This window comes from Pedobacter anseongensis (assembly GCF_037482965.1).
Classification (GTDB): domain Bacteria; phylum Bacteroidota; class Bacteroidia; order Sphingobacteriales; family Sphingobacteriaceae; genus Pedobacter; species Pedobacter anseongensis.
In genome coordinates, this window is the sequence record NZ_JBBHKB010000002.1 from 636731 (window position 1) to 649281 (window position 12551).

General features: G+C 36.5%; 8 protein-coding genes. 3 read left to right on the forward strand and 5 right to left on the reverse strand.

Annotated features, from left to right (window positions below):
• Positions 1-14 precede the first annotated feature (14 nt).
• The 3 genes from porW to uvrC are packed head-to-tail and all read left to right on the forward strand — an operon-like array spanning position 15 to position 6783.
• On the forward strand, positions 15-2741 hold the full coding sequence (gene porW / locus WG904_RS10000; RefSeq protein WP_339579165.1) for a type IX secretion system periplasmic lipoprotein PorW/SprE: 2727 nt from the start codon (positions 15-17) through the stop codon (positions 2739-2741).
• Positions 2738-4963, forward strand: coding sequence for a penicillin-binding protein 1A (locus tag WG904_RS10005; RefSeq protein ID WP_339579166.1), 2226 nt, complete (start codon positions 2738-2740; stop codon positions 4961-4963). The genes porW and WG904_RS10005 overlap by 4 nt, the downstream gene beginning before the upstream one ends.
• Before the next feature lie 20 nt (positions 4964-4983).
• Positions 4984-6783, forward strand: coding sequence for an excinuclease ABC subunit UvrC (gene uvrC / locus WG904_RS10010; protein ID WP_339579167.1), 1800 nt, complete (start codon positions 4984-4986; stop codon positions 6781-6783).
• Positions 6784-6948: 165 nt separating this feature from the next.
• Here uvrC and porN read toward each other — a convergent pair whose 3' ends face one another.
• From porN to WG904_RS10035, 5 genes are all read right to left on the reverse strand, one after another.
• A complete protein-coding gene (gene porN / locus WG904_RS10015; RefSeq protein WP_339579168.1) occupies positions 6949-7878 on the reverse strand; it encodes a type IX secretion system ring subunit PorN/GldN in 930 nt (309 codons plus the stop codon).
• Positions 7879-7886: 8 nt separating this feature from the next.
• Complete coding sequence (gene porM, locus WG904_RS10020; protein WP_339579169.1) at positions 7887-9422, reverse strand: type IX secretion system motor protein PorM/GldM; 1536 nt, start codon at positions 9420-9422, stop codon at positions 7887-7889.
• Positions 9423-9466: 44 nt separating this feature from the next.
• Positions 9467-10276 (reverse strand): type IX secretion system motor protein PorL/GldL, encoded by an 810-nt coding sequence (gene porL, locus WG904_RS10025; protein WP_339579170.1) that lies wholly within the window; start codon positions 10274-10276, stop codon positions 9467-9469.
• Between the two features lie 33 nt (positions 10277-10309).
• On the reverse strand, positions 10310-11635 hold the full coding sequence (gene porK, locus WG904_RS10030; protein ID WP_339579171.1) for a T9SS ring complex lipoprotein PorK/GldK: 1326 nt from the start codon (positions 11633-11635) through the stop codon (positions 10310-10312).
• Between the two features lie 133 nt (positions 11636-11768).
• Entirely contained in the window at positions 11769-12539 is a 771-nt protein-coding gene (locus WG904_RS10035) for a uroporphyrinogen-III synthase (RefSeq protein ID WP_339579172.1), read from the reverse strand.
• Between the last annotated feature and the right edge of the window lie 12 nt (positions 12540-12551).

The window sequence follows — 12551 nt, forward strand, 5'->3', positions numbered from 1 at the left end:
TAACCTGCTTTGGCATGGTTCTACTATATGCATGTTCAACACAAAAAGATAATGCAGCAAATAGAAGACTGCAAAACCTTTCTGCTCGCTATAACTATATTTATAACTCAAATGTTTTACTTACTACCTATCTAGAGAATCTATCTCAAACCTATAAAGATAATTATGAGCAAATTTTAAGCATATACATTGCCCCCCCTTCTATAGATTATTTAAGCGATGGAGCAACAACAAGCGAGAACAAAGAGCTCGACGATATTACTTTAAAGGCACAAACTATTGTAAGTGAAAAGAATTTTAGCAATTATATTGACGAGGCCTATATGTTATTGGGAAAGGCAAATTTCTATAAAGGAAATTATTATAATGCTGCTGAATACTTCGATTATGTAGAACGGGCTTATAAAAAAAACAAAAATGTTTATTTAAATGCGCTAAACTGGAAAGCAAGAACGTACATGCAATTGCAAAACGACAAAATGGCTTTGCGTTTATTAGATTCTGTTGCCGTTACACTCGATTCGGTTAAACGTGGAAAAGCGGATCCCTTAGCCACCCTTGCACAAATGCACATCAATAAACACGAGTATAAAAAAGCCATTGAATTTTTAGAAAAGGCTGTTAAAACTTCTGGTGATAAGCAAAGTCGCACTCGATGGCCTTATATTTTAGGTCAACTTTATGAATACGATAAAAATTATGAAGCAAGTTTAAAAAATTACACCAGAGTTGAGCATAGCAATGCGCCTTTTGAAATGTATTTTAACGCTAGGTTAAGTAAAATAAGAGTTAATGATTTAATTAATCAACAATCATCAGATCGTAAAAAGCAATTGCTAAAGCTAATAAAGGATGATAAGAATTTAGATTATGCAGATCAGATTTATTATGAGGTAGCCGAAGATTATTACGGCGATCGCGACTTTAAAAAAGCAGAAGAATTTTACAAGTTATCTGTCAAAGAAAGTACAATTAACCAAAACCAGAAAGGTTTATCGTACTTAAAACTAGCTGACCTTTACTTTAAAGATAAAAGCGATTATGTGAACGCAAAATTGTATTATGATAGTGCATTAAACACGCTTCCTAAAAACTATCTGAATTACGAGCAAATCTTAAAAAAAGCGCAAAACTTAACTTACTTAAGCGATCGCTACCAAATTATTAATACCCAAGATACTTTACAGTCTATTGCCCGTCTTGCTGCTCCTGATCGGGAAAAGAAAATTGCTTTAATGTTCGAACCCAAATTAGCTCCTGTAACTGCAGAAGTAAAAAATACTGCAAAAAAAGAGCTATCGGCTACCATCACAAACGAAAACAGAAACAATACCTTTTATTTTAGTAGCCTGACGGCCATAAGTAGAGGCTTTACAGACTTTAAAAAACGATGGGGAAATAGAATTTTGGAAAACAATTGGAGGCAAAGCGTGAAATCATCTTCGCAACTTACCCAACAAAACCAGTTAAATGCAAATTCAGGTGGCAATGTTACACCAGCTAATCCGTCAGATGCTTATACAAAAGATCAAACAGCTATTCAAATTCAAGCCTATACCAATTTGTTACCGCTTACCCAAGAGCAATTCATCCAATCAAATCAAAAAATTATTGATGCTTATTTAGAAATTGGTGCATTTTATCAACAAGTGCTGGAAGACCAGCAGGAGGCAATTAAAGTATATGAAATTTTATTAACCCGATTTCCTAAGAACAATCACCTCGAAACCATTTATTACAGCTTGTATTTGGGATATAAAGCTATAGATAAAACTCAATCTGATTACTATAAAAATTTAATCATTAGTAATTACCCATCTTCCTCGTACGCAAAAACAATTTTAGACCCCTCCTATAGCACCAAACAAAGCGCATTGGATTTAGCGATAAACAAACTCTATAACGAGGTTTTTTCGCTATACGAAAAAAAGGATTTTGCGGCTGTAATTAAAAGTGTAAATGATGCCAACCAGCGTTTCCCAGGGAATTCGTTGCAAATACAATACGATTATTTAAAAGCAATTGCCATTGGCAGAACAGAAAACCTTGATAGCTTATTAGCTGCTTTCCAAAAAATCACCATCCAGTTTCCCAACGATTCACTCATTACCCCCTTGATAAAGGATCATTTAACCTACATTAACTCAAACCTAAATATTTTTAAGAACCGAGAAATTGCGTTGTTAGATTTTGATGAAACAGCACCCAAATTTGTTGCTCAAAAAGCAAATCCAGTAGTCATTTCTAATCAACCACCACAACCCGTACCAGTGCAAGTTCCACCTGTAATAACCGCCACAAAGCCGGCTCAAACACCTACCATTGTTAATCAACCCCCTACACCAGTGCCTAATACCATTAAAACCGATGGTTTATTTACTACGGCAGAATCGAAAACTTATTATTTTGTAGTTAATGTTGGAACTACAGAGCTTAGTGTAAGTTCTTCAAGGTTCGGAATTGGTCAATTTAACCGGGGAACTTATGCTGGAAGCAATTTAAAACATCAACTTATAGATTTACCTGAGGACCAAGTGATATATATTGGTAATTTTGAAGATGTAAATCAAGTACGCAATTATGCTGAAGAAATAAAACCCCAATTACCTAAAATAATGAAAGTGCCAGCTACCATTTATAAGAGTTTCTTTATAAGTAAAGAGAATTTTGATAAAATTAAAGACAGGGCGACTTTAAACAGGTATCTTGAATTTTTTAAAACTAACTACGAACAACAATGAGTAAACCGTTAAGTCCAGAACTTACCAAAAAATATAATCTAAGACTATGGAAGCTTTTAATAGGCGGATTGGCATTTTTCGCCCTATTTATTGTTTGCATAGGTTTCGGGTTATTTGGCGATATCCCATCTTTCAGAACCATAGAAAACCCGAAAAGTAACGAAGCCACCGAGGTGATTTCTGAAGATGGCAAGGTTTTAGGAACCTATTTCGTGAAAAACCGGTCAAATGTAAGTTATTCCCAAATTTCTCCAAATGTAATTAATGCCCTAATCGCTACCGAAGACATTCGTTTTATGTCGCATTCGGGTATCGACTTTAAACGTACATTTACGATTTTCGCCTATGCCCTGATGGGCAAAAAACAGGGGGGAAGTACCATCACCCAACAATTAGCATTAAATCTTTTTTCTGAGGAAGGCAGGCAAAAAAATTATCTTAAACGAATTATACAGAAATTTCAAGAGTGGGTTATTGCGGTTAAGTTAGAACGCAATTATACCAAAGAAGAAATTATTACCATGTATTTAAATACAGTCGATTTTGGAAACCAAGCATACGGTATTAAATCGGCCGCCAGAGTTTATTTTGATACTACTCCAGATAAGTTAACGGTACCTCAAGCAGCAGTTCTAGTAGGCATACAGCGCGGAATAACGCGTTATTCGCCAACTAGAAACCCAGAAAGGGCATTAACTCGAAGAAATACCGTAATGGCTCTAATGGTAAAGGCAGATTTTTTAACGCAACAAGAGTTTGAAACCGCTAAAGAAAAGCCACTTAATCTCCATTTTAATCCAGCCACTTCGAACGATGGCATAGCTCCCTATTTTAGAGCGGTCCTAAAGTCGGATGTACGAAGGATTTTAGAAGAGCGCTCCATTACCAAAAATGGCGCACCTTACGATTTAGATCGAGATGGCTTAAAAATTATTACTACCATTAACTACGACATGCAAGTGTATGCTGAAGAAGCACAAAGAGAATACATGAAAATTTTGCAGAAGCAATTCAATAACAGTTGGAAAGGTAGAAATCCATTCAAAGGCATGGAATTGCAAATAGATCAAGGTGTAAAAAGATCTGACCGTTATAAATCATTAAAATTAGATGGAAAAACGGATGAGGAGATTGCCGCCGATTTTAATACACCTACCAACCTGAGCATTTTTAGCTGGAAAGGAAATATTGACACGGTAATGAAACCGATCGACTCTGTTAAATATTACAAACTATTGTTGCGAAATGCGATGATGGCGATGGATCCAAAAACCGGATTTATTAAAGCTTGGGTAGGTGGAATTAACTTCGAGCATTTTAAATATGATCAGGTAAAAACTGGAACCCGACAAGTAGGTTCTACTGCAAAACCGTTTACCTATGCCGTAGCTATAGAAAATGGTTATTCTCCTTGCATGCAAGTGGAGAATGTACCTGTTACGATTTCCAATCCGGGTAGCGAAGATTGGACTCCAAAATCGTCGGGCACTTTACCCGGATCGATAACTCTTCAAAAAGCTTTGGCCTATTCTCAAAATTATATTGCTGCTTATTTGATGAAAGCCGTTGGTCCGACCGCGGTAGTAAATGAGATTAAAAAAATGGGAATAACTTCAGAGGTTCCAGCAGTTCCTTCAATTTGCTTAGGTTCTTTCGATGCTTCAATTTTTGAAATGGTAGGTGCTTATGGTGTTTTTGCAAATAAAGGTGCATGGATACAACCTACTTACATCACTCGAATTGAAGACAAAAATGGTGTAGTACTTTACGAAAGTAAACCTATTGTTAAATTGGCGATGAATGAAGAAAGTGCGTATGTGATGACCCGAATGCTAAGAGGGGTAATTACAGGAGGAACTGGTTGGAGATTAAGTGGAAAATATGGAATAAACACTCCTATTGGCGGTAAAACTGGCACTACTCAAAACAACTCGGATGGCTGGTTTATGGCCATATCGCCAGATATTGTAGCTGGGGTGTGGACAGGGTGTGAAGATCGTGCATTCCATTTTACAAGCACACGTGATGGAGAGGGTGCCAATTCTGCTTTGCCAATTTTTGCGGGATTTATGAAGCGCGTATATGCCAATCCCAGATTAAAAATAAGTAGAGCCGATTTCGAACCGCCAAAAGAGGGAGTTGGCATCGAGCTCAATTGCGATTTATACACAAAACCAAACGATCAAGAGCAAAATGAACTCGATAAAAAGTTAGGGTTTTAAATCGGTGTAATGTTTAACTAATGAGCGCTTTCGATTATAAAAAGGCATTGATAGACGTTCCGCATAAACCCGGAGTGTATCAATATTACGATGCAGAAGATTTGCTAATCTACATTGGGAAAGCAAAAGATTTACGAAATCGTGTTGGCTCGTATTTTAATCAAGATAAACAGCAATTTAACGGCAAAACTAAAGTGCTGGTTTCTAAAATCAGGAGAATAAGCTTTACCATTGTAGATACAGAGATTGATGCTTGGCTATTGGAAAATAGCTTGATAAAAAAGCATCAGCCTAAGTATAATATTATGCTTAAGGATGATAAAACCTATCCATGGATTATCATTAAAAAAGAAAATTTCCCACGAGTTTATTGGACGAGGAAATACATCAAAGATGGGTCTACTTATTTTGGCCCTTATGCATCGGTAGGCATGATGCATACCATATTAGATCTTATCAAAGAGATTTATACATTAAGAACATGCAACCTCCCGTTAACACCTCAGAACATTAACGATGGCAAATTTAAGGTCTGCTTAGAATATCAGATCGGAAATTGCAAAGGTCCTTGCCAGAATTACCAAAGTAAAGAAGATTACGACCAAAATATTGAAGAAATAAAAGATATTTTGAATGGAAAAATTGGCAATGTAATTAAAAATGTAAAACAGGTGGTAAAATTAGCTGCCGAAGAGTTAAACTTTGAGCTTGCACATTCCTATCAGAAAAAGTTAACCTTTTTAGAAAAATATCAAAGTAAATCTACCGTCGTAAATAGCGCAATTACCAATATCGATGTGGTAAGCATTGCATCAGACGAAAGATATGCTTTTGTAAATTATCTAAAAGTGATGAATGGAAGTATCATACAAACGCAAACCATAGAAATTAAAAAGCGACTGGACGAAACGGATGAAGAATTATTAACCATTGCAATATCTGAGTTTAGAACCAAATTTAAGAGTACCTCAAAAGAAATTGTGGTTCCATTTAACATTCCCCTAATTGATGACAACATAAAACTTATCGTTCCTAAACTTGGTGAGAAGAAAAAATTATTGGAACTTTCTGAAAAAAATGTATTATTCTTTAGAGAAGAGAAATTAAACCAATACGAAAAACTGAATCCAGATTTACGTACCGATCGAATTTTAAGTCAAATGAAAATCGATTTAAGATTAACGCAACTCCCTCAACATATAGAATGTTTTGATAATTCCAATTTTCAGGGGAAGTATCCTGTTTCGGCAATTGTAGTTTTTAAAGATGCCAAACCAAGTAAAAAAGATTACAGGCATTTTAATGTGAAGACGGTAGAAGGCCCGAACGATTTTGCCACCATGGAAGAAGCCGTTTTTAGAAGGTATAAGAGAATGTTAGATGAAGAGGAAACTTTGCCCCAGCTTATCATTATCGATGGCGGCAAGGGCCAATTATCGTCGGCCTTAACGAGCTTGAAGAAATTAGGTATAGATAAAAGAGTAACGGTAATTGGCATCGCAAAACGATTAGAAGAATTATACTATCCCGGAGATAGTTTACCATTATATCTCGATAAAAAGTCGGAGACGCTGAAGATTATCCAGCAATTACGAGATGAAGCTCATCGCTTCGGAATCACTTTTCACCGCAAAAAAAGAGATCAAGGAACACTCAAAACCGAACTCGAACAAATTGAAGGTATTGGAAAGGCAACGGCCGGTAAATTATTGGTTAAGTTTAAATCGGTAAAACGAATTAAGGAAGCGAAAGAAGAAGAATTAGCAGCATTGCTAAATAAGAGGCAAATGCAAGCGCTGGCACAGTATTTTGCTGAATAACTTTTTCACCATCTAAACAGCTTAAGGGTAACTGAGGCTAGGTGACAAATTTTTACAACCTGTGAAACCTAAGATGGTGGATAAAGACCTGATTAAAGGCATTTAACTTAGATTTTCTAAGCTGCCTTCGATGGTAAAGAACAAAAAGAAAGACAAATTGGCTACCTAGTATTCCCAAAGTCCCTGCTCAAAATCAGATAAAATTTTCTTGAATTTCTCTGACTCTAACAATCTCTCTTTAGAGTTTGCAATGTAATCTTGAATTCTATTATCTTCTGCGTTAGACCATTTGGTAATATTGCTATAGAATAATCTTCTAACAAAAACATCATCAAAATTAATTCCAGATCGATCATTCCCATTATTGGCAATTTTTGTTTTTACCAATACTTCGCGCAAATCATCATACCTGAACCAGCCCGAAACCACAGATAGCTCGACACCGCTTTTACCAAGCGAATCGACAACAGGGTTCCCATTGTTATCAACTTGGGTTTTAGTATCGGTACGAACGAGTGCAATACCTACTATTCTAGGCTCAAAAATTCCTCTTTTAATATCCAGTACCCAATCTTCCTTAATCCTTATCGTATTAAAGGTTGCCTTAAAAAACTCGTTATTTGCTCTATTAATTTCATTAGTATTTGGATTAATACCCAAAAATGCGGTATCAGCGCTAGAGCTGTTAATTGCATTAGGGTCATTTTTCTTCGATGCATTTATAGGTTGACCTTTAAAGCTCTCATCATCACCGGCATACATATCTAGTTCTCCATTATTTAATGCCGCATAAATTACACCAACTAAATTTACCTGCGGAGATGCCAATATGGAATTACCCCTATCACGTAAATCTATTTCTCTCCACACCCGCTTAACGTAAGCAATATCTTCATCATTAATTACCGAAAAAGGCACTACCGTATCTGCAACAGCAGTCTCAGTTCCTATGTAACCATCCTTTTTAGGAATTAGTTTTTTTTTCGGTGTTACTTTTACATCGCTACCAACTGGGGGAGGAACAGTTCCCTGTGTTTGTGCAAACACATAACCCGTTGCAAAAATAAATAAGATTACTAAAATTATTCTCTTCATCGTTTCAATTATTGAACTGTAAATACCATTGAGTTTACCATAGGTTGGCGTCCGTCTGGCATTTGAACTACTATACCATCAATATAAACTCTAGAATTATAGGGCAAATTAGCTAATGCCGCTCTTGCTGGTGCACTAAATGTATCTCCAGTACATGCATAAGGCTGTGCGTCTTGTCGAGCCTTTTGAATAGTTACCACAAACTTAATTACCTTAACCTTAATATCGAATTCGAAATTATCTAATGAAGCAGTTATCTGGTTCTCTAACGATATTTTATTCCCAGATATTGCCCCAGACAGTTTTCCTGCATATTTTGCAGTGGGGTTAGGAATAGGTTTAACTCTGAATACATTACTTCCTAAACTTAACGTTTTACCATCTGAAGTACCTGAAACATTAATGGTTACTTCTTTACCAATCATACTTCCTGGCACATTAACCAGGTATCTTCCTGCCGAACCCGACAATTCTCCCGCCGAGATGCTTGCTTTAATACTTTCTAATGAAAAACCTGGAGCAGAAATTGAGAAAGGGTTTGGTATACCTGCGTAAATTACATTTAAGTTGGTAGACGAAACCGTTGCCGATGGTTTTGCAACCTGATAGGTAATGGGCTGGGTTTCGTAAGTTTTAATTTCACCATCAGCTTGCTTAACACGGATGGTTCCTTTCCAAGTATATGAACCCACCGCACCGGTACCTCCAGTGTAAGTACCAACACCATCCTTAACCAGCAGCGCATTTCCACCTACCAAAATATCAGGATTAGATTTCGAGTCACTAGCCGTTAAGAAAACTTCAGCTTTATAGGGTTGACCTTGGATAACATAACTTCCTGAAGGTACTGCAACAGCTTTAAACCTATCCAACACAATTTGTGTTTGATTCATGCTTCCAAGCAGTTTTTCCACAATCTCCTTTTCAGCACTTTTCAAATCACTTTGTATCTGAGTTAAAATAGTATTCGCAGCTGTTAAAGGTATACCTTCTCCAAAGTTAACATCCTCCCATTTTTTCCCATTTACCGATTTAACTGGGTCTTTTGCTGCCAAAGAAAATGAAACATTGGCCTGATCTTTAGGATCTAATAAGGCTATTAACTTTGCTCTAGTCTCGTTAATTTTCGCCTTTAAACGTTCACCTTCTTTTTTATTAATCATGATATTGTTTGCAATATCCATATTCTCTCTCAATACAAAATCGCCTGTTTCTTCATCAATGCCCTCACCAGCAGTCATAAATTCAGCCTTAAGGCGTTGAATTTGTTTGTTCAGTTCTTCGGAATATGCTCTAGCTTTTTGTGCTTTATCCCATAAGGGTTGCGCACGTTCTGGTTTATTCTTCAATTCGTTATTCTGAAATGAGCTAAACACTTGATCGAGACCATTGCTTACATCAGTTCTGGAAGCATCTAAAGTATCATTGAGATTCTTAAAAGCATTTAGTATTGTATCTGAAACGTTTAGTGCAAGCATTGCTAACAATACCAAATACATGATATTGATCATCTTCTGCCTTGTCGTTTCTCTTCCTCCAGCCATAGTTAATTAGGTTTTGTTTTTGGTGATTTAATTAAAAAAACTAATTAAGTACGCGGTTGATTCATTGCCGTTAGCATATTTCCATAAATAGAATTCAAGGAGGCAAGATTTTTAGCCAATTTACCCACTTCATCTTTGAACTGTTTTGAATCTTCCATCGAATCGTTAAAGTTGTTCATTGTTAGTGATAAATTTGAATAGAATTTATTCATTGATTTTAAATGGGCGCTCGAATCTTGTAATTCTAATTCATACACCGCATTTAAAGCTGAAAGGTTTTTAGCTAAGTTATTTACTTGATCGTGATAGGCTTTAGAATCGACATTGCTCTCGCCCATTTCTTTCAATTGCGAAGTTGCTTTCTCGAAAGAGGCACTTAAATTATCGAAACCCGCTGAGGCGGTTTTAATTTTACCGGTAAATTCATTGGTTGCAATTGCAGCATCTGAAACATTAGAAATGGTTGCCACTTTATCGCCAAACGTGCGTAAACCTGTCCCTAAACTTTCGATTAATTCTGGTCCAATTTTAGCATCTACCAACATTTTATCTAATGCGGCAGTAGAAGAAAATCCAGTAGTTGGAGCAGCAGCTCTTACTGTAGCTTTTGGCAACTCGCCTTTAAAGCCTTCGTTTAATTCTGGATACACGCGTTCCCAAGGCAACTCTGGCTCAGGTGGGAAAAATCCAGTTAAAAAGAATAATACAGCTTCAACTCCTAATCCCACGCCAATAATAACATTTGCCCAAGATCCACCGAAGTGAATAATTTTACATAATGCTCCGATAATAACTATACTCGCTCCCCAGGAAATTGCTACGTGTAACCAACCTGGTTGTTTTCTTGCTGCCATATTCTTTTTTTGAATTTTTTTAGTTTTTTGAAATTAGTTTAAGCTGTTACCTGCGAAATCTGATACACAACGAAAGCCGATGTATGACCGAGCTTTATCTTGCACTTCGTAAGTACCCACAGAATTTTGAAGGAAAAAGCCAATATCTTTCCATGAACCTCCACGAACAACTTTCGAGCCTTTAGCAGTATTTGTATAATTTGGGTTAAAATCTAACAATAAGCTGGTGGCTGATCTATTATAAGCAGTATTTGTCCACTCGGCCACATTACCTGCCATACAATATAAACCATAATCATTTGGCAAGTATGCTTTTGCATTTACAGTGTACATCCCACCATCATCGGTGTAATTTCCTCTGCCTACTTTAAAGTTAGCTTGTAAACAGCCTTTAACGTTCATGATGTATGGACCACCCCAAGGGTATTTTGTTTGTGCATTACCCCCTCTGGCTGCGTATTCGAACTCCTGATCAGTTGGCAATCTATATTTTGCCCTAGAATTAACTGGAATTCCTCTTGCAGCGCCCACATTGTTATAGGAAACCGTTCTCCAATTACAAAATGCATTAGCTTGTTCCCATGTTACACCCACAACAGGATATTCATCATAAGAAGGGTGATTAAAATAGGACTCAACCATCGGATCGTTCTGCGAATACGAATAATCCATTTTCCATACCATAGTATCTGGATAAACCTGTACCGAAGGGTGTTCATTCGTTTTACCTGGTGTAGGATTGTCGGTATAGGTTTCGATAAAATCTTGTCTACTTTTATTTGGATCGTTTCTGCCTGCAGCAACTAAATCTGAATTCACATAGCTATAGGCATATCTTAGTTTTCTAACGTCGATTTCATTTCTTCCTGGCAAAGCATCATTACCTGTATAATACATATTTTGCAATTTGGGAGTATACTGACTTCTTTTACCCCAAAGCGCTCCTTTCCTACTTGCAGCTTTCCAGTTAATGTTTTGTGGACCTGTAGGTGTAGTTCCAGCAGGAACTGCCTTATATAAACCTGGTGCACCCGCCTGACCCATCGACGTGATGGCGATTGAATCTCTAACCCAGTTTACAAACTGCCTATATTCGGCATTGGTAATTTCGGTTTGATCCATATAGAAGGCTGTAAAGGATGTCATCCTACTTGGTGTACCCGAATAAAAACTAATGTCTTCCTCCGTCATACCAATCAACGTTCTACCTTGTGGGATGAAAACCATACCAAAAGGAATTGTTTTATTCTTAAATTTTTTATTGTATGCGCCTACTAGTTCTCCCTGTTGACCATTCTTAGAACAACCAAAAAAAAGAACTGAAATGGCTAAAAAACCAAGAAAGTATATTTTTCTCATAAAATCAGTTATAGCAATATCAAATCTATATTAATAGCAATTTTATCGAAAATCATCGATATATCCAATATTTTGCATAAATAAATAAAACAAAATTTGAATAAAACTTTTCAACGTAAAAAGATGAGATTTATTACTTGTTCGATTTTTTGATATAATTTTCTATCGCCATAATCATTGAAGGGGCTTCTGGACTTGGAGCTGCAATGTCGACGATTAAGCCTGCATCTTTCACTGCCTTGTGCGTATTTAATCCAAACGCAGCAATTCTAGTTTTATTTTGCTTAAAATCTGGGAAATTAGTATAAAGAGACTGGATGCTCGATGGACTAAAAAACGCGATAATATCGTAAAAAACCTCTGCCAAGTCGGAAAGATCACTCACTACAGTTCTAAATAAAACGGCAGGTGTAAAATCGTAGCCATTTTTCTGTAGAAAATTCATGGTATCTTCAGTTGCTACATCAGAACAAGGGTAAAGAAATTTTTCCGTCGCATGTTTTTTTAATACTTCGGCCAAATCTGAAGCGGTTTGCTTGCCAAAAAAGATCTTACGTTTTCGGTATTGGATATACTTTTGCAAGTATAAAGCTGTAGATTCAGAAATGCAGAAATATTTTAAGTCGGCCGGCACTTCGTACCGCATTTCTTCACAAATTCTAAAGAAATGGTCAACCGCATTGCGACTGGTAAATACAACTGCCGTAAATTCCGCTAAATTAACTTTATCCTTTCTGAAATCTCTTGCCGGAACCCCTTCGACATGAATAAAAGACCTAAAATCAATTTTCAAATTGTACTTTTTAGCCAAATCGAAATAAGGTGACTTTTCCGTTTCGGGCTTTGGCAATGTAATCAATATACTTTTTACTTTGAGTACTCTATCTTCGTTCTTTTCCTGCATATTAGTAGTTAC

Excerpts from the sequence above, each read along its gene's own strand:
- porW (WP_339579165.1), top strand. The coding sequence starts at position 15 with ATGGTTCTACTATATGCATGTTCAACACAAAAAGATAATGCAGCAAAT.
- WG904_RS10005 (WP_339579166.1), top strand. The coding sequence starts at position 2,738 with ATGAGTAAACCGTTAAGTCCAGAACTTACCAAAAAATATAATCTAAGA.
- uvrC (WP_339579167.1), top strand. The coding sequence starts at position 4,984 with ATGAGCGCTTTCGATTATAAAAAGGCATTGATAGACGTTCCGCATAAA.
- porN (WP_339579168.1), bottom strand. The coding sequence starts at position 7,878 with ATGAAGAGAATAATTTTAGTAATCTTATTTATTTTTGCAACGGGTTAT.
- porM (WP_339579169.1), bottom strand. The coding sequence starts at position 9,422 with ATGGCTGGAGGAAGAGAAACGACAAGGCAGAAGATGATCAATATCATG.
- porL (WP_339579170.1), bottom strand. The coding sequence starts at position 10,276 with ATGGCAGCAAGAAAACAACCAGGTTGGTTACACGTAGCAATTTCCTGG.
- porK (WP_339579171.1), bottom strand. The coding sequence starts at position 11,635 with ATGAGAAAAATATACTTTCTTGGTTTTTTAGCCATTTCAGTTCTTTTT.
- WG904_RS10035 (WP_339579172.1), bottom strand. The coding sequence starts at position 12,539 with ATGCAGGAAAAGAACGAAGATAGAGTACTCAAAGTAAAAAGTATATTG.